Origin of the sequence: Alcaligenes sp. NLF5-7 (assembly GCF_024266725.1) — a bacterium.
GTDB classification, from domain to species: domain Bacteria; phylum Pseudomonadota; class Gammaproteobacteria; order Burkholderiales; family Burkholderiaceae_B; genus Alcaligenes; species Alcaligenes phenolicus.
This window is the reverse complement of sequence record NZ_CP100755.1, coordinates 1,413,980-1,437,704: the sequence shown is the minus strand read 5'-3', so window position 1 is coordinate 1,437,704 and position 23,725 is coordinate 1,413,980. Positions and strand designations below refer to the sequence as shown.

General features: G+C 55.5%; 20 protein-coding genes and 2 rRNA genes. 10 read left to right on the top strand and 12 right to left on the bottom strand.

The window, feature by feature from the left end; translation table 11 throughout:
- Positions 1–265: 265 nt before the first annotated feature.
- From MID00_RS06750 to MID00_RS06740, 3 genes are all read left to right on the top strand, one after another.
- A 23S ribosomal RNA gene (locus tag MID00_RS06750) occupies positions 266–3,148 on the top strand.
- 181 nt (positions 3,149–3,329) lie between these two features.
- A 5S ribosomal RNA gene (gene rrf, locus MID00_RS06745) occupies positions 3,330–3,442 on the top strand.
- A gap of 785 nt (positions 3,443–4,227) precedes the next feature.
- Entirely contained in the window at positions 4,228–4,998 is a 771-nt protein-coding gene (locus MID00_RS06740) for a Crp/Fnr family transcriptional regulator (RefSeq protein ID WP_254500067.1), read from the top strand.
- Here the strand turns inward: MID00_RS06740 and MID00_RS06735 are convergent.
- On the bottom strand, positions 4,937–6,304 hold the full coding sequence (locus MID00_RS06735) for a hypothetical protein (protein ID WP_254500066.1): 1,368 nt from the start codon (positions 6,302–6,304) through the stop codon (positions 4,937–4,939). The two genes, MID00_RS06740 and MID00_RS06735, sit on opposite strands and share 62 nt — an antisense overlap.
- Positions 6,305–6,308: 4 nt before the next feature.
- Positions 6,309–6,530 carry a DUF2249 domain-containing protein gene (locus tag MID00_RS06730; RefSeq protein WP_035268878.1) on the bottom strand — a complete coding sequence of 74 codons (222 nt, stop codon included), beginning with the start codon at positions 6,528–6,530 and terminating at the stop codon, positions 6,309–6,311.
- A 248-nt stretch (positions 6,531–6,778) separates the two neighbouring features.
- On the opposite strand from MID00_RS06730, the gene MID00_RS06725 reads away from it, so the two are divergent.
- From MID00_RS06725 to MID00_RS06715, 3 genes are read left to right on the top strand one after another with little or no spacing between them, the layout of a single operon-like run.
- Entirely contained in the window at positions 6,779–7,774 is a 996-nt protein-coding gene (locus MID00_RS06725) for a peptidase U32 family protein (protein ID WP_009458516.1), read from the top strand.
- Positions 7,775–7,792: 18 nt separating this feature from the next.
- Positions 7,793–8,695: a U32 family peptidase gene (locus MID00_RS06720; RefSeq protein WP_031232782.1), complete on the top strand. Its 903-nt coding sequence runs from the start codon at positions 7,793–7,795 to the stop codon at positions 8,693–8,695.
- Between the two features lie 15 nt (positions 8,696–8,710).
- The gene (locus tag MID00_RS06715; RefSeq protein ID WP_035268506.1) at positions 8,711–9,208 is read left to right on the top strand and encodes an SCP2 domain-containing protein; all 498 of its coding nucleotides are present in this window, start codon (positions 8,711–8,713) and stop codon (positions 9,206–9,208) included.
- Between the two features lie 5 nt (positions 9,209–9,213).
- Here the strand turns inward: MID00_RS06715 and MID00_RS06710 are convergent, their stop codons facing one another.
- From MID00_RS06710 to MID00_RS06670, 9 genes are all read right to left on the bottom strand, one after another.
- Complete coding sequence (locus MID00_RS06710) at positions 9,214–9,963, bottom strand: anaerobic ribonucleoside-triphosphate reductase activating protein (protein ID WP_035268503.1); 750 nt, start codon at positions 9,961–9,963, stop codon at positions 9,214–9,216.
- An 18-nt stretch (positions 9,964–9,981) separates the two neighbouring features.
- Positions 9,982–10,164, bottom strand: coding sequence for an anaerobic ribonucleoside-triphosphate reductase (gene nrdD, locus MID00_RS06705; RefSeq protein ID WP_250756490.1), 183 nt, complete (start codon positions 10,162–10,164; stop codon positions 9,982–9,984).
- A 175-nt stretch (positions 10,165–10,339) separates the two neighbouring features.
- A complete protein-coding gene (locus tag MID00_RS06700; RefSeq protein WP_254500065.1) occupies positions 10,340–12,184 on the bottom strand; it encodes a ribonucleoside triphosphate reductase in 1,845 nt (614 codons plus the stop codon).
- A 479-nt stretch (positions 12,185–12,663) separates the two neighbouring features.
- On the bottom strand, positions 12,664–13,122 hold the full coding sequence (locus tag MID00_RS06695; RefSeq protein WP_254500064.1) for an HIT family protein: 459 nt from the start codon (positions 13,120–13,122) through the stop codon (positions 12,664–12,666).
- Positions 13,119–13,919 (bottom strand): indole-3-glycerol phosphate synthase TrpC, encoded by an 801-nt coding sequence (gene trpC / locus MID00_RS06690; protein WP_009458523.1) that lies wholly within the window; start codon positions 13,917–13,919, stop codon positions 13,119–13,121. Before trpC ends, MID00_RS06695 begins: the two co-directional genes overlap by 4 nt.
- On the bottom strand, positions 13,916–14,950 hold the full coding sequence (trpD, locus tag MID00_RS06685) for an anthranilate phosphoribosyltransferase (protein WP_009458524.1): 1,035 nt from the start codon (positions 14,948–14,950) through the stop codon (positions 13,916–13,918). Before trpD ends, trpC begins: the two co-directional genes overlap by 4 nt.
- Before the next feature lie 3 nt (positions 14,951–14,953).
- A complete protein-coding gene (locus MID00_RS06680) occupies positions 14,954–15,517 on the bottom strand; it encodes an aminodeoxychorismate/anthranilate synthase component II (protein ID WP_254500063.1) in 564 nt (187 codons plus the stop codon).
- Between the two features lie 38 nt (positions 15,518–15,555).
- On the bottom strand, positions 15,556–17,076 hold the full coding sequence (gene trpE, locus MID00_RS06675; RefSeq protein ID WP_009458527.1) for an anthranilate synthase component I: 1,521 nt from the start codon (positions 17,074–17,076) through the stop codon (positions 15,556–15,558).
- Positions 17,077–17,291: 215 nt separating this feature from the next.
- Entirely contained in the window at positions 17,292–17,972 is a 681-nt protein-coding gene (locus MID00_RS06670; protein WP_021447082.1) for a phosphoglycolate phosphatase, read from the bottom strand.
- Between the two features lie 211 nt (positions 17,973–18,183).
- Here MID00_RS06670 and MID00_RS06665 point away from each other — a divergent pair, with 211 nt between their 5' ends.
- Positions 18,184–19,986 carry a GGDEF domain-containing protein gene (locus MID00_RS06665; protein ID WP_021447081.1) on the top strand — a complete coding sequence of 601 codons (1,803 nt, stop codon included), beginning with the start codon at positions 18,184–18,186 and terminating at the stop codon, positions 19,984–19,986.
- 26 nt (positions 19,987–20,012) lie between these two features.
- On the opposite strand, the gene rpe is transcribed toward MID00_RS06665, so the two are convergent.
- A complete protein-coding gene (gene rpe, locus MID00_RS06660; protein WP_009458542.1) occupies positions 20,013–20,708 on the bottom strand; it encodes a ribulose-phosphate 3-epimerase in 696 nt (231 codons plus the stop codon).
- A 117-nt stretch (positions 20,709–20,825) separates the two neighbouring features.
- Between rpe and apaG the strand changes: the two genes are divergently transcribed.
- Genes apaG through MID00_RS06645 form a run of 3 tightly spaced genes read left to right on the top strand, consistent with a single transcriptional unit; the run spans position 20,826 to position 23,701 of the window.
- The gene (gene apaG / locus MID00_RS06655) at positions 20,826–21,200 is read left to right on the top strand and encodes a Co2+/Mg2+ efflux protein ApaG (protein ID WP_021447080.1); all 375 of its coding nucleotides are present in this window, start codon (positions 20,826–20,828) and stop codon (positions 21,198–21,200) included.
- 15 nt (positions 21,201–21,215) lie between these two features.
- Positions 21,216–22,511, top strand: a complete 1,296-nt coding sequence (locus MID00_RS06650; protein WP_250756595.1) for a murein transglycosylase A — start codon at positions 21,216–21,218, stop codon at positions 22,509–22,511.
- Positions 22,508–23,701, top strand: a complete 1,194-nt coding sequence (locus MID00_RS06645) for an FAD-dependent monooxygenase (RefSeq protein WP_254500062.1) — start codon at positions 22,508–22,510, stop codon at positions 23,699–23,701. Before MID00_RS06650 ends, MID00_RS06645 begins: the two co-directional genes overlap by 4 nt.
- The last annotated feature ends 24 nt before the right edge of the window (positions 23,702–23,725 follow it).

The following is a 23,725-nucleotide window of genomic DNA, read 5'->3' as shown; positions in this document are numbered from 1 at the left end:
ACTGCTCGTTGGGTTATGCAACCCACGAATTGCTCTTTAACAATTAGGAAGAAGCACAACGAAGGTGTGTTGTCTAATAAACGCAAGACGATTAGTCGCCTTGTGATGACAATACACGGGTTGTGATTGCAACAGAACAAATTATGTTCAACGAAAGTTCTCAAAAATATAGACGTTGTCTGATCTTCGGATTGGATAACAGCTAAGGATTGATGAACGGCAACAACGTATACTCATATTCCTATAACAGCATCAAGCGTTATAGGATCAAGCGAATAAGTGCATATGATGGATGCCTTGGCGATCACAGGCGATGAAGGACGCGGTAGCCTGCGAAAAGCTACGGGGAGCTGGCAAACAAGCTTTGATCCGTAGATGTCCGAATGGGGAAACCCACCGTAGTAATACGGTATCCCATGCTGAATACATAGGCATGTGGAGGCGAACCGAGTGAACTGAACCATCTCAGTAACTCGAGGAAAAGAAATCAACCGAGATTCCGGAAGTAGTGGCGAGCGAAACCGGACCAGCCTGGATGTTTTAGCGTAGTGAATAGTCGAATGGAATGGAAAGTCCAGCCGTAGCAGGTGATAGCCCTGTAGGCGAAATTCAGTACGTGGAACTAAGCATCGAACAAGTAGGGCGGGACACGTGAAATCCTGTCTGAATATGGGGGGACCATCCTCCAAGGCTAAATACTCGTGATCGACCGATAGTGAACCAGTACCGTGAGGGAAAGGCGAAAAGAACCCCGGAAGGGGAGTGAAATAGATCCTGAAATCGTATGCATACAAACAGTAGGAGCACCTTCGTGGTGTGACTGCGTACCTTTTGTATAATGGGTCAGCGACTTACATTCAGTGGCAAGCTTAACCGAATAGGGGAGGCGTAGCGAAAGCGAGTCCGAATAGGGCGATTCAGTCGCTGGGTGTAGACCCGAAACCAGGCGATCTATCCATGGCCAGGTTGAAGGCACGGTAACACGTGCTGGAGGACCGAACCCACTAATGTTGAAAAATTAGGGGATGAGCTGTGGATCGGAGTGAAAGGCTAAACAAGCCTGGAGATAGCTGGTTCTCTCCGAAAACTATTTAGGTAGTGCCTCGTATATTACTGCCGGGGGTAGAGCACTGTTATGGCTAGGGGGTCACAGCGACTTACCAACCCATGGCAAACTCCGAATACCGGCAAGTACAGTACGGGAGACAGAGCACCGGGTGCTAACGTCCGGACTCAAGAGGGAAACAACCCAGACCGCCAGCTAAGGTCCCTAACTATGGCTAAGTGGGAAACGAAGTGGGAAGGCATAGACAGTCAGGAGGTTGGCTTAGAAGCAGCCATCCTTTAAAGAAAGCGTAATAGCTCACTGATCGAGTCGTCCTGCGCGGAAGATGTAACGGGGCTAAGCCATAGACCGAAGCTGCGGATGTGTACTTTGTACACATGGTAGGAGAGCGTTCCGTAAGCCTGTGAAGGTGTTCCGTGAGGAATGCTGGAGGTATCGGAAGTGAGAATGCTGACATGAGTAGCGATAAAGGGGGTGAAAAGCCCCCTCGCCGTAAGTCCAAGGTTTCCTGCGCAACGTTCATCGGCGCAGGGTGAGTCGGCCCCTAAGGCGAGGCAGAGATGCGTAGCTGATGGGAAGCGGGTTAATATTCCCGCACCGTCGTAGAGTGCGATGGGGGGACGGATTGCAGAATGTTATCGGGGTGTTGGATGTCCCCGTTGGCGCATCATAGAAGGCACTTAGGCAAATCCGGGTGCGTAATTCAAGGGTGTGACTGGATAGAGCTTCGGCTCTAAACTAACTGGAAGCAGTTCCAAGAAAAGCCTCTAAGCTTCAGCTCTACGAGACCGTACCGCAAACCGACACAGGTGGACGGGATGAATATTCCAAGGCGCTTGAGAGAACTCAGGAGAAGGAACTCGGCAAATTAATACCGTAACTTCGGGAGAAGGTATGCCTCATTAGTGTGATGTGCCTGCGCACAAAGCATGAAGAGGCCGCAGTGAATCGGTGGCTGCGACTGTTTACTAAAAACACAGCACTCTGCAAACACGAAAGTGGACGTATAGGGTGTGACGCCTGCCCGGTGCCGGAAGGTTAAGTGATGGGGTGCAAGCTCTTGATCGAAGCCCCGGTAAACGGCGGCCGTAACTATAACGGTCCTAAGGTAGCGAAATTCCTTGTCGGGTAAGTTCCGACCTGCACGAATGGCGTAACGATGGCCACACTGTCTCCTCCTGAGACTCAGCGAAGTTGACATGGTTGTGATGATGCAATCTCCCCGCGGCTAGACGGAAAGACCCCATGAACCTTTACTGTAGCTTTGCATTGGATTGTGAACCGGCCTGTGTAGGATAGGTGGGAGACGTTGAAGCGTGGTCGCCAGATCGCGTGGAGTCATCCTTGAAATACCACCCTGGTCTGTTTGCGGTTCTAACCTAGGTCCCTAATCGGGATCGGGGACCGTGCATGGTGGGCAGTTTGACTGGGGCGGTCTCCTCCTAAAGTGTAACGGAGGAGTTCGAAGGTACGCTAGAGACGGTCGGAAATCGTCTTGATAGTGCAATGGCATAAGCGTGCTTGACTGTGAGACTGACAAGTCGAACAGGTACGAAAGTAGGACATAGTGATCCGGTGGTTCTGTATGGAAGGGCCATCGCTCAACGGATAAAAGGTACTCTGGGGATAACAGGCTGATACCGCCCAAGAGTTCATATCGACGGCGGTGTTTGGCACCTCGATGTCGGCTCATCTCATCCTGGGGCTGTAGCCGGTCCCAAGGGTATGGCTGTTCGCCATTTAAAGAGGTACGTGAGCTGGGTTTAAAACGTCGTGAGACAGTTTGGTCCCTATCTGCCGTGGGCGTTGGATACTTGACGGAGCCTGCTCCTAGTACGAGAGGACCGGAGTGGACGTACCACTGGTGTATCGGTTGTCATGCCAATGGCATTGCCGAGTAGCTACGTACGGAAGAGATAACCGCTGAAGGCATCTAAGCGGGAAACTCGTCTGAAGATTAGGTATCCCGGGGGCTTGACCCCCCTGTAGGGTCGTCCGAGACCAGGACGTTGATAGGCTGGGTGTGGAAGTGCAGTAATGCATGTAGCTAACCAGTACTAATTGCCCGTGTGGCTTGATCCTATAACCCTTGAGGTTGTAGTGAGTTAAGTTGTTGACCACAGAACGTAATATTGAAGTGCAGCGCAACCCGCGCTTGACACCTTCGTAACCGCTGCTAGCTGATCCGTACTGATCGCTAGCGGTGTGCTTCTTCCAATTGGCTGGGGCGTCCCTTAAAAAGACGACTCGGCAACCAGTTACGCTTGACGACCATAGCAAGGTGGTCCCACACCTTCCCATCCCGAACAGGACTGTGAAACGCCTTTGCGCCGATGATAGTGGACGGACGTCTGTGAAAGTAGGTCATCGTCAAGCTCTTATTCCTCAAAACCCCCGCAAGCATCTCTTGCGGGGGTTTTGTTTTATGCGGCGACAAAAGCGCAGGCTACCGGCCTGTCTCGGATTGCTCGAAGGCCTGACCCTGGACCACCCGGTTCAGGCGTACCGCCACCCCTCCTGGCCCGTTCCGGGCTGCGTGTATTCCGTGTTCTTACCGACGCCGATTGGCCCAACCCTAGCAGGTCGGTCTTGGCATCCTGTCTCTGCACCCTAGGATTGACGTTCAATCCGTCGCTGCTTACCTGCAGGGGGCTCGGTCGTTCTACTCTGCGCGCTTGTAGCATTAGTTGCTGAGCTTTCTGCATCAATCAGCTTTGATGACCAAGATAGGGCGTACAGCTGTCGGCATCAGGTTCTGTATGGCCATATAACGTGCCTAGTTATTACCCGCCTTTGTCCTACTCGTCCTCCCTGATTCCCCTGAAATTCCTACTCAGTTTTCTCTTTAACGTCGACGTTGCTGGTTCTGTTAAGGCCTATCGCCTCCATGCAGAATTCAAGTCGATTTGGAAATGAGGTTGTTCCCAATCAGTTTCCCCTCTCAATATTCCCTACCTCTAACATGGTCAAATTTGACCGCTTCTTGCTTGGATCTGTTCCTAAGTCATGCTGAACTAGCAGTTCTGACTATCTTTTTACGTCCTCTTTAAAACCTCGATTTATCTGTTTGACGTGTATCAATCAGGCACCGAGCTAATCTGAACAAGAGGGAACGGAGTATGTCAGTCTAGCTATGGTTCTATTTGGCATACGGAAAAGATATGGCGGCTCAAGACATGGCCTCGCAGGCAAGCAATGAAGAATTGTCAGACACCAGGCTACTGCAGGGTGAAGGGCCGGGACGCTGGAAGCGGATAAAGGCCCAGCTGGCTCATCTGCCTATATTCAAGGAGCTGCCACCGGAACAACTGGAGCCCATTGCTAAAGGTACTCAGGAAGTACACGCTTTGCGTGGTACGACTTTATTTCACAGTGGAGATCCTTGTTTGGGCTTTCACATGTTGGTCTATGGTCGGGTGAAGCTGGTATTTGTCTCGTCCACGGGCTCAGAGCGCGTCGTTCGCCTGGTGGGGCCAGGAGAGGGGTTTGGTGAGGCGCTGATGTTCATGGGCCGTAATTACATTGTGACGGCCCAGACTTTGGTGGACTCTCTGCTCTTGCATATCAATAGAGACACCTTGATGGAGCAGCTGGAGAAGGGCAGTGATGTTGCTCGCCTGATGCTGGCTGGTTTAAGTGAGCGGCTTTATCGCTTGATGGGCGAGTTGGAGGCCTATACGCTGCAAAATGGTGTGCAACGTCTGGTGAATTACCTTTTGCAGGAGTGGCCGGGCGAAGAGGGTGTCCCCTTCAGGATCGATGTCGGTAAGTCCGTCATTGCTTCCCGCCTGAATCTGACCCCGGAGCACTTATCACGTACCTTGCGTGATTTGATGGACCGGGATCTGATTCGGGTTCAGCGACGTAATTTTACGATTCTGGACAGCGTGGCTTTGCGACAATATGGTGTTCTGCCTGATATGCGCGGATAGCGCGCAGGCTACGGCGATAGCGCTGCCAGGCTGTGCATAGATTCCAAGTCAAGCTTGCAAAAGACAGCAGCAAAGCAGGAGCAGCTATCCAGGCGAAAGACTCGATCCCCAAGCTCGCACCTGTCCAAAGCACCAGACTTAGGCTATGCAAAGCCCAATGCGCGCGGGCGGTGGGCGCGGGGATGTAGTTGGCAGTCTTGGGGATAAGGCGCAAGAGGGCACGCGTGTGCTCGGTATTGTCCGTATCCATGCTGACATGCTCCTGGGCCTCGCGCCAAAGCAGAAAGGGCACGATGGTATAGAGCATCCCACAGACGACGGAACCCAAGGCTCCCATAATGAGCAAGACACCAATCGCCAGCTCTGCGTTGGAGGCGGCGGGATTGTGGGTCCAGAAGTTCAACAGAACAGCAATCAACAGGCTGCTTAAGGAGCTATACCAGAATAAAGTGCTGGCTCCTGCTGTCGGACGCTTGCGTTTCCAGAGGCGCGCCCACGTAATCACCGCCCATAAGCCGTAGCTTAAAAAGATCAGGTAGGTGACCAGATCACGCAAAGGTAACCAGGAGCCAGGTAAGGAGGCCAGGGCCCACTGTGCAATCAACAAGGCTCCTACGACCCAAGGTAGCCAACGTACTAGAGGCGTCGGGTAGAGTTCGGTGATTTGAAAAATAGGCAGCAGTTGGAACGACATGGCAATCAGCAGCAAGCCTGCCCAAGCTGCCAAGCCCATCGTCATGTGAAGATTCAGCAAATTGGCGACGGCTTGTTCGCTTGCCAAGGCGACCAGCATGGCAAGCCCCGTTGAGACAGTCAGCAACAGTCCCAGCAAAGCCAGTCGGATAGGAGCAACGATTTCTTTGGCGCCGCGAAAGACGTCGCGCCGAGAGCGCCACAAGGCCAGCATGGCAGTCAGTAGATAAGCCCCCAAAGCAAAGGCAAGACAAGCGCCTGCCAGCGTGTAAGCCCAGCTTTGCCAGCTAAGAAAGCCCGTCATCAGAAATAGTGTGCCAGCGCTGAGCAAGCCCCAAAAAGCTAGCGCCTGACCGCGTGACACCTGAATACGCACATTGCAGGCCACGGCCAGAATATGTGCCAAAGAGGCAAACATGGCACTGCCCACGATCCCCAAGGTCCAGGCATGGGTTATGGCCAAGGTGGCGGGGTGCCAGCGGGAGTTGAATAATTCCGGTCCGCTATAGAGCGCCAGCATGGCAGCCAGCAGTCCAAAAAAAGGGACATTCGCAAACAGGGGCAAGGTCAGTGACAAAGAGGGTGACTGATCCAGCGATAAAGCGCGTTGCATAGACTTAGTTCCTGCGGATGATGAGCTTGAAGCCGTTTTCTTGGTGGGTGCCGTGATACTTGAAGCCGCTGCGTCGCAGGATTTCATACAAGGGGAAAGGTTCTCGATCCAGCCACATGAGCAAGGCCTGGGTGGGAGCCAGTTCAGCCAGTGCTTCCAGGCAATGCTCCAAAGGCTCGGGTGCGGGCAGGCCGCGAGTATCCAGCGTGATCTCAGTTTGTGTCATCAAGACTCCAGCACGAAAGGCTTGGAAGGCATTGTGGACCATTCTGCCCGCCTATGGCGCAGGCAAAGTGGGACTTGTTTGCCACGGGTCAGGAGGTGGGAAGAATTTGATATGCGTTAAGGCCCCTTAATTTCAGAGCAGGCATAGTGGTGGTCTTGTCGAGCCAGGATCCACCCTGGCCAGATTGCTGATCGGGGAGTGTCATGAATACAGCGTCCACGGCTTTAGCCGCGTCCGATAACCCGCAGATGGAACTGGTTTGCCCAGCGGGCAGCTTGCCTGCTTTGAAAGCAGCCATTGATAACGGAGCCGATAGTGTCTATCTGGGGTTCCGGGATGCCACCAATGCCCGGAACTTTGCCGGGCTTAATTTTGATGCACAGGCGATTGCACAAGGGATTGATTACGCACACCAGCGCGGCCGCAAAGTTTTGCTGGCTCTCAATACCTACCCGCAACCCAATGCCTGGCAACAGTGGCGCGACGCGGTGGACAGAGCTGCCCAGGCTCAGGTCGATGCGGTCATCATGGCAGACCCAGGATTGATGGCCTATGCCAGTCAGGCACATCCCAATCTGCGCTTGCACTTGTCGGTGCAGGGTTCAGCCACCAATCCGGAAGCCATCAAGTATTACCACCAGAACTTCGGTATTCAGCGCGTGGTTTTGCCGCGTGTCCTGTCCATGACCCAAGTGGAGCAGGTCTGTGAGCAGGTCCCTGTTCAGGTTGAGGTTTTTGGCTTTGGCAGCTTGTGCGTGATGGTGGAGGGCCGCTGTGCCTTGTCCTCCTATGCCACTGGTGAGTCCCCCAATACACATGGAGTCTGTTCCCCCGCCGGGCATGTGCGCTGGGAGCAGACAGATCAGGGGCTGGAGTCGCGTCTGAATGGTGTGTTGATCGACCGCTATCAGGATGGTGAAAATGCGGCTTACCCCACTTTGTGCAAAGGGCGTTTTGATGTGGCAGGCGAAAACTATTACGCACTGGAGGAGCCCACCAGCCTGAACACTTTGTCCTTGTTGCCACAACTGTTGGCGGCGGGTGTCAGCGCAATCAAGATTGAAGGCCGACAGCGCAGCCCGGCTTATGTGGCTCAAGTTACCCAGGTTTGGCGGCAAGCCATTGATTCGGCCAAATCCACGCCAGCCCGTTATTCAGTCCATCCGGCCTGGATGGGGGCTTTGAACAAACTGGCCGAAGGGCAGCAACATACGCTGGGTGCCTATTCTCGGCCCTGGAAGTAGAGCATGGGAGGCTCAATCATGAAATTATCTTTAGGCCCCTTGCAGTATTACTGGTCCCGCGTTGCCACGATGCAGTTTTATGAGTCGGCCTGCGACTGGCCGATCGATGTGGTGTATCTGGGCGAGACCGTATGTTCGCGTCGTCACGAGCTACGACTGGATGATTGGCTGGATATTGCCCAGATGCTGGCCCAGGCTGGCAAGGTGCCGGTTCTGTCTAGTCAGGTCTTGCTGGAGTCCGGGCGGGACGTGAATACGCTACGCAAGGTCACCGAACAGGCTGATTATCTGGTCGAAGCCAATGATATGGGAGCAGTACGTTTGATGCAGGGTCGGGACTTTGTCGCTGGCCCTTTTTTAAATGTTTATAACGGGCCAGTGCTGGATTTGATTGCTTCTCAAGGCGCGGTGCGTTGGGTGATGCCTCTGGAAATGGGCCGTGCAGGATTGGCGCAGTTGCAGCAAGACAGACCTGCCGGTTTGGAAACCGAGGTCTTTGCCTTCGGGCGTTTGCCCCTGGCTTTCTCGGCCCGTTGCTTTGCGGCGCGTAACCGCAATCTGCCCAAGGACAATTGCCAGTACGTGTGCATGGACTATCCCGATGGCTTGCTGCTGGAAACCCGTGAAGGGCAGGGTTTTCTGACGATTAACGGTATCCAGACTCAATCCGCCTGGGTGTACACCTTACTGGAGCAGGTACAGGATTTGCGCGATTTGGGTGTGAATATGCTGCGTTTGAGTCCGCAATCTCAGCATATGGATGCGGTCGTGCATTTGTTTAATGACGTGATTCAGGGGCGTATTCAGGCAAGGGATGCCCACGAGGATATGCTGCCTTTACTGCCCGCTAAGGCCTGCAACGGTTTCTGGCATGGTCGCCCCGGTTTGGAATGGGTGTCGCCGGTGTCAGAGCGTTTTTAAGGGAGGGATGGAAGAATGAATGAAATAACGACTCCCCGTTTACCCGCTGTTGTGGCGGGTGTTTTAAGCCGATTACCTCCGTGGCCCGGCTCCCGCTTGTTTTGTACGGGCTTGAACGTGCTGATGCGTCCGCACTTGCCGGCTGACATTGCGGAACGGTTGGAAGGGCGAGCTTTACGCATACAGGTGGCGGATGCCGGCTTAGCGTTTGACTATACGTGGCGCCAAGGGGCTTTTTATCCTCTGTCGGCACGCGTACAACGTCCGGATTTGACTCTGAAAGCGGATCTTTGGGCTTTTTATCAGCTTTTGCAGCGGCAGGAAGATCCGGATACCTTGTTCTTTAATCGACGTCTGTCGATTGAGGGTGATACCGAATTGGGTCTGATGGTGAAAAACACCCTGGACGCCTTGGACCCCGATATTCTGCATCCGCGTGCAGTGCTTAAACAGGGTAAAGCAGCTTTACAGGATGTGCTGCGCCGCCCGATACGCACCCCCGCTTCTTCCTGAGACAATTAAGAGCGTCGCACTTCAAAGTGCGGAAACAGCTTCTGGAGGTTTTCCAAAACTTCCGCTCCCGGGTAGGCCTGCAAAGCCTGCCCAGTTTCATTCAGGAAATCATCATCACAGCCTTGTGTGCGGAAAATCTGCACGGCATAGCGCTGGACGCCCAGCTCATGCAGGTGTTGTCCCAAAGCTTGTACCGAGGCGGGACTGTGCAGCTGGGGATGAATAGTGCTGCGGCACTCAAACAGAACGTCTTCGTTCAGCAGCAACTGCAAACTGCGTAAGGGCGCAGCGGCACTATTGCTGCGTTGAGTAATGGCGTCGTAGTGACTGAACTCTGCCTTGATATCCAGGCCTATCCAGTCCACCCAAGGCAGGATTTCCAGCAGTCTGGCCGGATGTGTGCCTGCGGTGTGTAAACCGATTTTGAAACCCAGCCTGCGCACCGCGCGGATGGCGGAGCCCAGGGCCGGGTCCAGTGTGGGCTCGCCGCCGCTAAAGACGACGGCATCCAGCAGGCCGACGCGGCGATTCAGAAAGTCCAGCAAGGCGTTCCAATCAATAGCACTGTCTGGTGTGCGCTCTTGCAGGTGGGGGTTGTGGCAGTAGCCACAGCGCCAGGGGCAGCCTTGCACAAAGATGACAGCGGCTAATTGGCCGGGGTAATCCGTAGCCGAGAAAGGGGCGCAGCCACCCACTTTCAATGCCACTTTGTGGGCAGGCGTGGCCGGGTAAAGATGGCGCGTGGCGTAAGTCATGGAATTTGACCGGGCTGTTTATCGGGTGGGGACGGTATTGCTTGCGCAGGCGCTGGCTTCGGTGAAGTAGCGTCGCTCATGAAACTCACCTTGCTTGCCAATATTGAAAGACGACATGGGACGGTGATAGCCCATGACGCGTGTCCAAATTTCGCAAGGCTGGCGTTCGGAATCTTGAAGAGTGATGGTGTCGGTGTTCATGAATAACTCCTTGGAAAAAAGGGCCGTCACGCTATGCGGATGTGACTAGCCTGGGTGTGTGCCAAGAGGCTGGTTGTAGATAAAGGCTGAGGACAACTAAAAGCCTGGTTTTAGTTGAGCCAAGTGGATTGGGTTTAGCCTGTCGTGGTAAAAAGTTGGCTTGAAGAGATCGGCTTTAATGGACTGGTGTCGGTGTCGGTGTCGGTGTCGGTGTCGGTGTCGGTGTCGGTGTCGGTGTCGACGACGGCGTTGACGTGTCCGCGATAACTTCGTTTTGAACGTCAGCCTCGGCCCGAGCTTGAGCTAACTTGTTGGCCAGCAATTCGCTGTCGCAATGCGGGCAAAACTCATGTTTTCCAGACAGATAGCCGTGCTTGGGGCAGATAGAAAATGTGGGCGTAACGGTGATGTAAGGCAAGGAAAAACGGTTCAAGGCTCGTTGCACCAGATTGCGGCAGGCATCAGTGCTGGACAGTGCTTCGGTCATATAGAGGTGCAGCACGGTGCCGCCGGTGTATTTGCCTTGCAGCTCGTCTTGTCGCTCCAATGCCTCGAAGGGGTCTTCAGTAAAGCCCACCGGCAGCTGTGAGGAATTAGTGTAGTAGGGCATTTGCTCGGTCCCTGCTTGCAGAATGTCGGGCCAGCGGGCGCGATCTTCTTTGGCAAAGCGGTAAGTGGTGCCCTCGGCAGGGGTGGCTTCCAGGTTGTACAGGTGGCCGGTACTTTCCTGAAACTCCACCATGCGCTCCCGAATGTGATCCAGCAAACGCAAGGCAAAGCGGTGCCCCCACGGCGTGCAAAGATTCTGCTTGTCCTGGGTAAAGTTGCGGATCATCTCGTTAATGCCGTTAACTCCCAGCGTGGAGAAGTGATTACGCAAGGTGCCTAAATAGCGGCGTGTGTAGGGAAACAGCCCTTGGTCCATATGTTGCTGGATCACCGTGCGCTTGATTTCCAGGCTGTCACGACCCATTTCCAGCAGCTCATCCAAACGGGCAAACAGACCAGCTCCATCGCCTTGATACAGATACCCCAAGCGGGCGCAGTTCAGGGTGACCACTCCCAGGGAGCCGGTTTGCTCGGCAGAGCCAAACAAGCCATTACCGCGTTTGAGCAGCTCGCGCAGATCCAGCTGCAGGCGGCAGCACATGGAGCGGATCATATTGGGTTCCAGCTCGGAGTTAATGAAGTTCTGGAAGTAGGGCAGGCCATATTTGGCCGTCATGGCAAACAGGCGCTCGGCATTCGGGCTGTGCCAGTCAAAATCCCGGGTGATGTTGTAGGTGGGAATCGGGAAGGTGAAGGCACGGCCACGGGCATCACCCTCGCTCATGACTTCGATATAGGCCTGGTTGATCATGTCCATTTCGGCCTGCAGATCCCCGTAGCAAAACGGCATTTCTTCGCCACCGATTTGCGGCACTTGCTCGCGCAGGTCTTCGGGGCAAACCCAATCAAAGGTCAGATTGGTAAAGGGCGTCTGCGTCCCCCAGCGTGAGGGTACGTTCAGGTTGTAGATCAGCTCCTGCATGCATTGGCGCACCTGTTTGTAGCTCAGGCCGTCCTTGCGGATGAAGGGCGCCATATAGGTATCAAAGGAGCTGAAGGCCTGGGCTCCGGCCCATTCGTTCTGCAGGGTGCCCAGGAAATTGACGACCTGACCGACCGCACTGCTTAGATGCCGCGGTGGGCCGGATTCAATCTTTCCGGGTACGCCATTGAGCCCTTCGTTCAGGAAAGTGCGCAAGGACCAGCCGGCGCAGTAGCCAGAGAGCATGTCCAGATCGTGGATGTGCAGGTCGGCCTGACGGTGTGCCTGGCCGATTGCTTCGGGGTAAACGTGGCTGAGCCAGTAGTTGGCAATCATCTTGCCCGAGCTGTTCAGAATCAGACCGCCCAGCGAGTAGCCCTGGTTGGCATTGGCTTGCACGCGCCAGTCCTGGCGGTCCAGATATTCAGTAATGGAACGGATGATGTCCAGCTGAGCAGCTGGACGCGAGGCAGTTTCCTGGGTAGCCATATTTTTCACCAGAACCTATATATAGTGATTTTTAGGATTCACGACACTATATATGGTGGTTTTTGAAGGGGCTAGGCGATTGTCGTCCAGGCTTGATCTAGGTTAATTTTGTGCTCGAAGTGACTGGGTCAAGGGGGTTGTCGGAAAGAAGTCGTTGGGCACTCCTTACTCTGATCGTTCGTAGGTGGAGATTTGTGAAGTCGAGGTGGTCATGCTGCCAGGTATAAAGAGTTGGCTATGGCCATGCTATGCAAGCAAGCAAGCAAGCAAGCAAGCAAGCTGTTTATGTGGGTTGCGTGCAAGTAGCACAACAGCAGCTTGGCTCCTGCCGGTGGAGTCGCACTGTAGCGGGCTCCACGGATAAGCGGTGTACTTGTCTGTTACAGTGCGCCGTCTCTTTTCCGGGAGGCAAAAAAATACCCGCTGACTTTTTACAGGCCAGCGGGTATTTCTTTAATAGCAGGACTTGAATAGCGGGTTTAGTGCTTGAATCGTGCTTTTAGCGCAATACAAAGTGCCTGCTGATACTGGCTGACTTGTTCAAGCAGGCGTTCCTCGTGGGAAGCCCAGCTTTGTTTCTGCTCTTCGGTGCGTGTGGGGGCGGGTGACCAGGCAGAGTCCGGAAAGAAAGGGTCGTCCTTCCAGCGAGGGATGATGTGCCAATGCAGATGCGGCACCTGATTTCCGAATTGAGCCAGATTGATCTTGGCGACTCCCAGTTGTTCACGCTGAGTCTGCTCAACCACATATACGGCTGCCATGATGTGCTGCCGTTGTTCTTCAGACAGGTCTGTCATTTCAGCCACATGATCTTGCCAGATTATCCGTGTATAGCCGGGAAACGGGCTGTCCGTGACGGCCAATACCTGCAGCCCTGCACCCGACCATAGCAATTGATCGGGTTTCAAGGCACACAGGGGGCAAGCGTGGGTGCTCATGCAGGCTGACCGAAGAACAGGTTCTGCAAGGCAACGCCTGGATCAGGTTCACGCATGAAGGCCTCACCGACCAGGAAGGCTTGCACCTGGTTCTCGCGCATCAGGGCCACATCTTCAATGGTGTGAATACCGCTTTCGGTGACAACGCGTTTTTCGCTGGGGATAAAGGGCAGCAGGTCCAGCGTGTTCTGGGTGCTGGTTTCAAAGGTGCGCAGATTGCGGTTATTGATGCCCAGCAGGCTGGTCTTCATTTGCAAGGCAATATCCAGCTCGGCGCGGTCATGTACTTCAACCAGTACGTCCATGCCCAGTTCGTGGGCCATTTCTTCGTACTCCATCAGCTGATCCTTCTCCAGCGCGGCGACGATCAGCAAGATGCAGTCGGCACCCATGGCTCGGGCATGGATGATCTGATAGGGGTCAATAATGAAGTCTTTGCGCAGTACGGGCAGTGCGCATACTGCACGGGCCTGGCGCAGGTGGTCGTAGGAACCCTGGAAATACTGGATATCGGTCAGGACCGACAGGCAGGCCGCCCCGTGGGCGGCGTAGCTGGAGGCAATCTCAGTCGGGTTGAAGTCGGCACGGATCACACCCTTGGACGGGGAGGCCTTTTTGACTTCCGCAATAATGGCAGGCTTGCCTTGAGCAATCTTGTCTTCAATGGCGCTGGCAAAGCCGCGCAGGTCGTTCCGGTTCTTCGCTTCGCGCAGCAGATCGGACTCGCTGCGCAGTTGGCGGGCGGTGACGACTTCAGCTCTTTTGGTGTCGAGGATCTTGGCCAGAATGTCGTTCATGGATTTAACTTCCTTGTATAAGCGCGGAATTGTTCGAGTTTTTCGCGTGCGGCACCGTTGGCAATGGCCTCAAAAGCCATGCGCAGGCCTTGTTCAATGGAGTCGGCGTGGTTGGCAGCATAGATGGCCAAACCAGCATTCAAGCCCACGATATCACGAGCCGTACCCTCTTGGTTATTGAGGGCTTCCATAATCATCACGGCAGATTCTTCCTTGCTGGAGACGCGAATGCTGCGGTTGGAGGTCATGGCCATGCCAAAGTCTTCGGGGTGAATTTCGTATTCCCGCACCTGACCGTCTTTCAGTTCGCCCACCAGGGTGGCCGCACCCAGAGAGGCCTCATCCATACCATCCTTGCCGTGCACGATCAGCACGTGCTTGGCCCCCAAGCGTTGCATTACGCGCACCTGAATACCGACCAGGTCGGGGTGGAAGACGCCCATCAGCTGGTTGGTCGCACCGGCAGGATTGGTCAGCGGGCCCAGAATGTTGAAAATAGTGCGCACGCCCAGCTCTTTGCGGACGGCAGCCACGTTTTTCATGGCTCCGTGGTGAGCGGGGGCGAACATGAAGCCGATATTGGTTTCGGCAATGCTGTCGGCCACTTGCTCGGGCGAGAAGGTCAGGTTCACGCCTAGGGCTTCCAGCACGTCTGCACTGCCGGACGAGGAAGACGCACTGCGGTTGCCGTGCTTGGCTACTTTCACCCCTACGGAGGCGGCCACAAACATGGAAGCGGTTGAGATATTGAAGGTATTGGAGCCGTCGCCACCTGTACCGCACATATCCAGCAGTTCGTCCGGGTTAGGCGTAATGACGGGGGTGGCAAATTCGCGCATCACCTGGGCGGCGGCAGAAATTTCACCCACGCTTTCTTTTTTCACGCGCAGGCCCATCAGCAAGGCAGCCGCGATCTGAGGCGACATTTCGCCGCGCATCAGCATGCGCATCAAATGCAGCATTTCGTCGTGGAAGATTTCCCGGTGTTCGATACAGCGCACCAGTGCTTCGGTAGGAGTGATGGTGTTCATGATTTAAAGGTCCAGAAAGTTCTTCAGTAAGGCGTGGCCATGCTCGCTTAGCACCGACTCGGGGTGAAACTGCACGCCATAAATAGGCAATTCGCGGTGACGGACACCCATGATCTCGCCGTCTTCGGTTTGGGCGGTTACTTCCAGGCAGTCGGGCAGGCTGTCGCGCTCGATGGCCAGGGAGTGATAACGGGTGACGTTAAAGGGCGAGGGCAAGTTGCTGAATACGTCCGTGCCCTGGTGAGTAATAGGGGAGACTTTCCCATGCATGATTTGCTGCGCACGGATAATGCGCGCACCAAAAGCATGTCCGATTGCTTGATGACCCAGGCAGACGCCCAGAATCGGTAGCTTGCCGGAAAAGTGCTGGATCAGTGCAACCGACAGGCCCGCGTCTGCAGGGGATTTGGGGCCGGGCGAGACGCACAGATGGCTGGGATTCAAGGCTTCAATTTCTTCAAGTGTGACTTGATCGTTGCGTCGTACCACTACTTCCTGACCCAGTTCTCCAAAGTACTGGACCAGGTTATAGGTAAACGAGTCATAGTTATCGAGCATGAACAGCATGGGAATTCTCCGGCAAAAAAAGGATGGCAGTGGGGCGATTAAATAGGCTCGTCCAGACCGAATTGCACTTGTTCGGCAGCGCGGATCACGGCGCGTGCCTTGGCTTCGGTCTCTTGCCATTCTTTTTCGGGATCGGAGTCGGCCACGACACCGGCGGCGGCCTGCACATAGAGCATGCCGTCCTTGATGACGCCGGTGCGAATGGCAATAGCCAGATCCATTTCGCCCGAGTAGCTCAGGTAGCCAGCAGCACCGCCGTAAACGCCACGGCGTACTGGCTCCAGTTCATCAATGACTTCCATGGCGCGTACCTTGGGGGCGCCGGTCAGGGTGCCTGCAGGGAAGGAGGCGCGTAGCACGTCCATCTGGCTCATGCCGTCCTGCAGTTCGCCGCAGACATTGGAGACCAGGTGCTGAACATGCGAGTAACGTTCGATTGCCATGGTGTCCGTGACTTGTACCGAGCCGGTTTTGGCGATACGGCCAATATCGTTACGGGCCAGGTCGATCAGCATCAGGTGTTCGGCGCGTTCTTTAGGGTCGGACTTCAGCTCGGCGGCCAGTGCGGCATCGGCTTCAGGTGTGGCACCGCGTTTGCGAGTGCCGGCCAGTGGGCGAATAGTGACGCGCTCCATGTTGCGGCCATCCTGACGGTGTTCTTCCTGACGCACCAGAATTTCTGGCGATGCACCCACGACCTGGAAGTCGTCGAAGTTCCAGAAGTACATGTAAGGCGATGGGTTCAGCGAACGCAGGGCGCGGTACAGGGACAGGGGCGAGTCGCGGAAAGGTTTGGTGATGACCTGGCCGATTTGCACTTGCATCAGGTCACCGGCTGCAATGTATTCCTTGGCGCGGGCCACGGCCTTCAGGTAATCCTCTTTGTCGAAGTCGCGCTCGCATTCGGTTTGCATGCTGGCGTAGGCGTAAGGGATCACGACGGGTGAACGCAGCTTTTCGCGCAGATCCTTCAGACGACGCTTGGCCAGTACGTAGGCTTCGGGCTGGGCGGGATCGGCGTAGACCAGCAGGTAAGTGCGGCCAGCCAGATTATCCACAATCACCAGTTCGTCCACTTGTAGCAGCATGATGTCCGGCACGCCTTCTTCCTGGTCGGAAGGGAAGGGTTTGCGGTTCATGCCCAGGGACGGTTCGATGTGACGCACCGTGTCGTAGCCGAAGTAACCGGCCAGACCACCCGCAAAGCGGGGCATGCCAGGACGCAGGGCTACTTTGAAACGGGCCTGGAATTGCTCGATGAATTCCAGCGGATCGCCTTCGGCTGTTTCGACAATTTTGCCATCGTGCAGCACTTGGGTATGACGGCCGTAGCTGCGGATCACGGTACGGGCAGGCAGGCCAATAAAGGAGTAGCGACCGAACTGCTCGCCGCCCACAACCGATTCCATCAGGCAGCTGTAACGTCCGCCTTCGGGGCCGTTGTGCGCCAGTTTCAGATAAATCGACAGGGGCGTATCCAGGTCGGCATAGGTTTCCGCAATCAGGGGAATGCGGTTAAAGCCTTCTGCTGCTAGGGCATTGAATTCTATTTCTGTCATTGGGATCTCGAGGGTCAGTGGGTACGACGAGCCGGACAGAAACAAAAAAAGCCCGGTCGTTGTGATTACCGGGCTTATTTTCCTGGAGGCGGTCCGCTGTGTACTACTTTGCAGGGACGCCAGACTTCAAGGTTATATCTACCCGATACACGAACGCCACCAGCGCCAATAAGCGCCGTAGATTGTGGATGCGTGAGTGCGAGTAGACATGAATTTTATGACGTAAATATGGTGTTGCGTTTATTGCGCAGCCAGGTGGCCGCGTCGGCAATAGAGGCAACTATACCATCGGAATCCAGGCTTTGCACATCCTTGCCTTCGTTATAGCCGTAAGGAACCAACAGTACGGGGATGTTCGCCGCACGCGCTGCCTGGGCGTCATTCATGGAATCCCCAATGACCAAGGCCTGTTCGGGAGCCAGTTTCATTTGCTCGCAGGCGTAGACAAAAGGCATGGGGTCGGGCTTTTTGCGCGGGCAGGTATCACCGCCCACCACCAGTTCGAAGTACGGGCCCAAACCTGTTTGTTCCAGCAAGGGGCGGGCAAATTGTTCGGGCTTGTTGGTGACCACAGCCAGACGCAATCCCTGGCTTTTAAAGTCATCCAATCCTTCTAGTACACCCGGATACAGGCGGCTGTGTTGGCCATTACATAATTGGTAATGGTAATAAAATGATTCCAATGCCGGGGTGTAGTCGGCAGGAGGTTCAGGTAGATCGGTCAGAGCGCGTCGCACCAGGTTTTCCGAGCCTTTACCCACGAAAGTGGCGATGCGCTCCTCTGGGAGCGGGGGTAAACCCAGGTCGATACGCATGGCATTACATGCCGAGGCCAGATCGGGAATGGTATCGAGCAGGGTTCCATCCAAATCAAACAGCACAGAGAAAATATTCATCTTTTTGTAGCGGACTTGTGACAAAATATTGTCAAATTCCTGTTAAGGTCGAGCAGAAAAAAGTTTTCGGAACGTCGGGTTTTCATTTCGTTTGATTCATCATGTTAAAGCTCCTTACTGCACGCGGGCTTATCAATTTAGTGAGCAAACCGTATTTTGGTACAAGATTGGCTTTCGATAGTCCGTTCAGAAAGGCCCTAGGAGCGGAAGTATGATGCTCGATACATTTCATCAGATTCTCGTAGAAAAACAAGTTACGCCGGTCTTTCAGCCCATTGTGGATTTGCAGTCCGGCTTGATTCTGGGTTACGAGGGTTTGATTCGAGGGCCAAAGGACAGCAGTTTTTATTCGCCCTTGGCCTTGTTTGACGCCGCCCGGCAATGTGGCCGCTTATGGGATCTGGAAGAGCTGTGTTGCCATACCTTGGTCAGCAGTTTCAAGCAGCAGGGTTTGGCGGGCAAACTGTTTTTGAACTCCAGCCCGGATGTGGTGATGCGCATGTTGCCTTCGGCCCGCATCGAACCGCGTACCGGTATGCCTCAGCTGGATGGCATTGATTGGAGCCGGGTGGTGGTCGAATTGACCGAATCCGAGCGTACTGACAGCTACGACTATCTGAATCAGGCTATTGAGCTTTATCGAAAAGAAGGCCTGCAGTTTGCCATTGATGATCTGGGTGAAGGCTATGCCTCGCTGCGCTTGTGGTCCGAATTGCGGCCCGAGTACGTCAAGATCGACAAATACTTTGTGCGCGATATTGATACTGATGTGCTCAAGCAGCAATTGGTACGCTCCATTTGCGATATTGCCAGCCATGCTCAATCCGTTGTGATTGCAGAAGGGATTGAAACCGGCGCGGAACTACGCACCTTGCGGTATTTGGGCGTGGCCTGTGGGCAGGGCTATTTGCTGTGTCGCCCTCAACCTAACCCCCCGCCTCAGCTGGAGCCCGCGCAAGCCGCGCTGTTTGGACCATCCACTGTGCGCACTCAGCGTCAAGTGCAAGGCCGTGACTCCATGAGCGTGCGGCGTTTACTGCGTGCCGCGCCTGCGGTGCCTGATAATACACCCACGAATCGTGTGTATGAGCTGTTTCAAAGCCACCCGGATCTTAGTGCCGTGGCTCTGGTGAGAGGGGACAGACCGACGGGTATTTTGCGTCGTAGTCAGCTTTATGATCAGCTTGCCCGCCCTTATCACCGCGAGCTGTATGGCAACAAGCCATGCTCCCTGTTTATTGAAACCCCACCGCTGATTGTTGACTGCGATACCAGCTTGCTGGAGTTGGGCACCTTGATGACGCAGGGAGCGGGGGATGCCTTGAGTGATGGTTTCATCATTACCGGGGCGGGCGAGTATCTGGGCCTGGGCTCCAGTGTGGAGCTGATGCGTGAAATTACGCAGATTCAGATCATGACGGCGCGTTATGCCAATCCACTGACGCAATTGCCGGGTAATGTGCCGATTAATGAGCATATTGATGGTTTGCTGCGTAATCGGCAGAACTTCGCTGTGTGCTATGCGGATCTGGACCACTTCAAACCCTATAACGATTTGTACGGCTATCGCAAAGGCGATGAGCTGCTACGCTCCATGGCCGAGCTCTTCACCCGTTACGCGGTGGCTCGCATGGACTTTGTGGGCCATGTGGGGGGTGACGATTTTATTTTGGTGTTTACCAGCCCGGACTGGGCCGAGCGCTGCCAAAGCATTCTGGACGAGCTGGAAAAAGAGCTGGAGTCCTTGTATAGAGTGGAGCATCGGCAAGCAGGCGGCTATCTGGCTGAAAACCGTCAAGGCGTGCTGGTGTTTCACCCGCTAGTGAGCCTGTCTTTAGGTGTGGTCACAGTCGATGAGCCCGAATTGTATTCGGGCTCTTTAATTGCGGAGCTGGCCAGTTCTGCCAAGGCACAGGCCAAGCGTGTACAGGGCAATGCCTTGTTTGTGGAGCGCCGCCGCCCCGACAGTGCGGTTCGGCAGAGCAGTTATAGCCGCAATACGACGTTGCAGTAGCGGAAACAGCAGGCCGGACGCAGGATTTAGGCCTGCTCTGCCAGAGCGATTTGCGCGCGCATGTCGCGGATGACCTGAGCGTAGTCGGGCTGACCAAAAATAGCCGAACCGGCCACAAAGGTGTCAGCACCGGCTGCACGGATGGCGCCGATATTGTCCACCTTCACGCCACCGTCGATTTGCAGAAGGATGGGCTGACCACCCTCTGCAGTCCACGCATCAATGCGGGCGCGGGCTTGGCGCAGCTTGTCCATGGCGCTGGGGATAAAGGCCTGGCCGCCAAAGCCGGGGTTAACGGACATCAGCAGGACCAGATCCAGCTTGTCCATCAGGTGATCCATCCAGTTCAGCGGGGTGGCCGGGTTGAATACCAGGCCGGCCTTACAGCCGTGGTCACGGATCAGCGACAGGGTGCGGTCCACGTGGCGCGAGGCTTCGGGGTGAAAGCTGATGTAATCGGCACCGGCTTTGGCAAATTCGGGGATCAGCGCATCCACGGGCTCCACCATCAGGTGTACGTCGATGGGGGCAGTGGTGTGGGGGCGCAGCGCAGCACAGACCATGGGGCCGAAAGTCAGGTTCGGTACAAAGTGGTTGTCCATGATGTCGCAGTGAACCCAGTCGGCACCGGCGGCGATAACATTGCGGACTTCTTCACCCAGGCGGGCGAAGTCGGCCGATAAAATACTGGGAGCGATACGTGTGGAGCTGGCTTGGGACATAATAGGTGCCGTAAAGATTAGACATCACGAAAATCGTGGCCATATGTCATCATTATAGTTTCAAGCGGGGGGCTGTGCAGCGCCCCGTATTTGTACAGCCGTAACCTGGAATCCATCATGAAGCCTGACGATATTGAGGTGCAGATCACGCCCCAGTACCTGCCTGAGCAATCCGAGCCCGATAGCAATCAATATGTTTTTGCCTATACCGTACGGATTACCAACAATGGACAGCAGACGGCCCAGATTATCAGTCGTCACTGGATCATTACGGACGACAATCAGCAGGTTCAGGAAGTGCGTGGCCTGGGCGTTGTAGGGCAACAGCCGGTGCTGGCTCCAGGTGAGACCTTTGAGTACACCAGTGGTTGCCCCCTGAACACGCCGTTTGGCACCATGCGCGGCAGCTATCAATGTGTTGGTGAAAATGGTGTGCCCTTTGAGGTCGCCATTCAGGAGTTCATCCTTTCCTCTCCCCGTACCTTGCACTAAGGGCCAAACCCAGCCATGAAGATAATTTATTGCGTGCCAGCCGTACTGCTGGCATTAAGTGCCTGTTCCACCATTCCTGGGGATCAGGGTTCTTCGCCAACGGCTCCGGGTACAGCAGAAGGCGGTCCTGATATCGCTCTGCAACCGTTGCGCGTGCCGTCCTTGTCGGCACTGCCGGAAACCCCGGCGCGTGCGTTGGCAGGGCGTTATCAAGCCGTGAACTGGTCCGCCTTGCCGGGCTGGCAGGCTGATTCGCTGGACCATGTCTGGAAAGGTTTCATCAATAACTGCAAGGGCCTGATGCGTCCTGTCAGCGGTTCGCTGGCCATGCCCGCACGTGCCAATCCCCGTGCCTGGCAGCCTGTTTGTCAGGCTGCGGCTTCTGCCGGTCTGAACGCTGACACCAAAGATACGGCTGCTGTACGTGATTTTCTGCAGCAACAGTTGCAGCCCTGGCGTTTGCTGACCGGCGACGGCAAGGTGGCTCAAAATACGGTCACGGGCTATTACGAGCCTTTGCTCAAGGCCTCGCGCACCCGTAGTTCCAGCTATCAATGGCCGCTTTTCGCTGCGCCGGATGATTTGTTGACGATTGATCTGGGTAGCTTGTATCCCGAGCTGGCTGGCAAGCGTATTCGCGGCAAGCAAGTGGGCAAACGCATTGTGCCTTACGACACACGCGAGCAGATCGTATCCAGGCAGGAGCGCCAGCCACCCGTGATCGTGTATGCGGAAGATCCGGTAGAAGGCTTTTTTCTGCAGATCCAGGGCTCGGGTCGTGCGGTCCTGCCCGATGGCAGCGCCGTGCGTCTGGCCTATGCCGACCATAACGGTCGCCCTTATGCCTCGGTAGGCCAATGGCTGGCCAAGCAGGGCGAGATGCCTTTGGCGCAGACTTCCATGCAAAACATCAAGGCCTGGGCCAAGCGCAATCCGCATCGCGTTCAGGAAATGATGAATGTAAATACCGCTATGGTGTTCTTCCGCGAAGAGGCCATTGTGGATCCGGAGCTGGGCCCTAAAGGTGCCTATGGCATTCCCTTGATTGGTCTGCGTTCCGTGGCTATTGACCCCACGTACGTGCCTTTGGGTACGCCTGTGTACTTGGCTACCTCGCAGCCTGCTTCTAACCAACCTTTGCAGCGACTGGTTTTTGCTCAGGACACGGGCGCGGCGATTAAAGGTGCCGCACGTACCGATTTGTACTGGGGCACGGGCGATCAGGCTGGTGCGCAGGCAGGGCGCATGAAGCAGCAAGGTCAAATGTGGCTGTTGTGGCCACGTCAGGCAGGAGCACCGAGCGCACGATGAGCAAAGAACGAATTGTGGTGTGTGGAGGGGCCTTGGCCGGTATGGCCAGCGCCCTGGGTTTACGCAAGGCCGGGTTTGATGTCAGCATCCTGTCCCCCGCTTACAAGCCTATGGAACTGGCGGCGGGGCAGTATCACCCCCGTGTCTACGCCGTCTCGGTCGCCAGCCAGCGTTTTCTGACGCAGTTGGGTGCCTGGAACTTGATGTCGGCCCAGCGCATTTCGCCAGTGCAGGCCATGGAAGTACATGGTGATGGCGGCGGTTGCCTGAATCTGCATGCTTGGCAGGACGCGCAGGATTATCTGGCCTGGATCGTTGAGTCCGGACAGATGGAGCAGGCGCTGTATCAGGCCTTGCAAGTGTTCGGTGTGCCCTGGATTGAAGACCGTTTCGAGCGTCTGGAAGGCAAGACCATCATCACCGCCGGACAGAAGCGCATCAGCGCCGATTTGTTTGTGGGGGCAGATGGTGCCCGTTCCGGCCTGCGGTCTGCCGCTGGCATTGAGCATCATGGTCGTGAGTATGGGGACGCCGGTTTGGTGGCCCACTTCAACGTAGAGCGCCCGCACCAGCAAGTTGCCTTGCAGTGGTTTACTGGCGATTCGATTCTGGCCCTGTTGCCTATGCCGGATGTGGATGGTAGACCGCAAGTCTCCATGGTCTGGTCCGTGCCGCAAGCGCAGGCCGACAAGGTGCTGGCCATGCCCTCAGAGGAGCAGGCGCAGTATCTGCAAAACAGCTTGTTCTCTTTATCCAACGGCCGTTTGGGGCAATTAAGCTTACGTAGCCCGGTACGCGGTTTCCCTTTGACCTTTGAGCGTAGCGGCCTGGTGTCGCCCGGTGTGGCCTTGGTGGGTGATGCGGCGCATCGCGTCCATCCTTTGGCAGGCCAGGGTTTGAATCTGGGTCTGGGCGATATCGAAGCCCTGATCAAGGTCTTGTCCGAGCGCGGCCCGCATTATTCGGTCGGTGATATGCGTGTACTCAATCGCTACAAGCGCGCTCGCGCTGAACCGATTGCGGCCATGCGGGCAGCCACCGATGGCTTGTATCGTCTGTTTGCGGCACCGGGGGCACCGGCTTCCATGCTGCGCAATGCCGGTATGCAAGTGGTGGACCGCCTGCCCTGGGTGAAACGCCGCCTGATTGCGCATGCTGCCGGCGTCAGCCCCGGCGCGCTCTTGTTCTAAGGCCGCTAGGGTCTTGTCGATTAG

Excerpts from the sequence above, each read along its gene's own strand:
- MID00_RS06735 (WP_254500066.1), bottom strand. The coding sequence starts at position 6,304 with ATGCAACGCGCTTTATCGCTGGATCAGTCACCCTCTTTGTCACTGACC.
- trpC (WP_009458523.1), bottom strand. The coding sequence starts at position 13,919 with ATGAACGACATTCTGGCCAAGATCCTCGACACCAAAAGAGCTGAAGTC.
- MID00_RS06695 (WP_254500064.1), bottom strand. The coding sequence starts at position 13,122 with ATGAGCACCCACGCTTGCCCCCTGTGTGCCTTGAAACCCGATCAATTG.
- MID00_RS06665 (WP_021447081.1), top strand. The coding sequence starts at position 18,184 with ATGATGCTCGATACATTTCATCAGATTCTCGTAGAAAAACAAGTTACG.
- MID00_RS06720 (WP_031232782.1), top strand. The coding sequence starts at position 7,793 with ATGAAATTATCTTTAGGCCCCTTGCAGTATTACTGGTCCCGCGTTGCC.
- nrdD (WP_250756490.1), bottom strand. The coding sequence starts at position 10,164 with ATGAACACCGACACCATCACTCTTCAAGATTCCGAACGCCAGCCTTGC.
- MID00_RS06725 (WP_009458516.1), top strand. The coding sequence starts at position 6,779 with ATGGAACTGGTTTGCCCAGCGGGCAGCTTGCCTGCTTTGAAAGCAGCC.
- apaG (WP_021447080.1), top strand. The coding sequence starts at position 20,826 with ATGAAGCCTGACGATATTGAGGTGCAGATCACGCCCCAGTACCTGCCT.
- rpe (WP_009458542.1), bottom strand. The coding sequence starts at position 20,708 with ATGTCCCAAGCCAGCTCCACACGTATCGCTCCCAGTATTTTATCGGCC.
- MID00_RS06680 (WP_254500063.1), bottom strand. The coding sequence starts at position 15,517 with ATGCTGTTCATGCTCGATAACTATGACTCGTTTACCTATAACCTGGTC.
- MID00_RS06715 (WP_035268506.1), top strand. The coding sequence starts at position 8,711 with ATGAATGAAATAACGACTCCCCGTTTACCCGCTGTTGTGGCGGGTGTT.
- MID00_RS06670 (WP_021447082.1), bottom strand. The coding sequence starts at position 17,972 with ATGAATATTTTCTCTGTGCTGTTTGATTTGGATGGAACCCTGCTCGAT.
- MID00_RS06650 (WP_250756595.1), top strand. The coding sequence starts at position 21,216 with ATGAAGATAATTTATTGCGTGCCAGCCGTACTGCTGGCATTAAGTGCC.
- trpE (WP_009458527.1), bottom strand. The coding sequence starts at position 17,076 with ATGACAGAAATAGAATTCAATGCCCTAGCAGCAGAAGGCTTTAACCGC.
- MID00_RS06645 (WP_254500062.1), top strand. The coding sequence starts at position 22,508 with ATGAGCAAAGAACGAATTGTGGTGTGTGGAGGGGCCTTGGCCGGTATG.
- MID00_RS06730 (WP_035268878.1), bottom strand. The coding sequence starts at position 6,530 with ATGACACAAACTGAGATCACGCTGGATACTCGCGGCCTGCCCGCACCC.
- MID00_RS06700 (WP_254500065.1), bottom strand. The coding sequence starts at position 12,184 with ATGGCTACCCAGGAAACTGCCTCGCGTCCAGCTGCTCAGCTGGACATC.
- MID00_RS06710 (WP_035268503.1), bottom strand. The coding sequence starts at position 9,963 with ATGACTTACGCCACGCGCCATCTTTACCCGGCCACGCCTGCCCACAAA.
- trpD (WP_009458524.1), bottom strand. The coding sequence starts at position 14,950 with ATGAACACCATCACTCCTACCGAAGCACTGGTGCGCTGTATCGAACAC.
- MID00_RS06740 (WP_254500067.1), top strand. The coding sequence starts at position 4,228 with ATGGCGGCTCAAGACATGGCCTCGCAGGCAAGCAATGAAGAATTGTCA.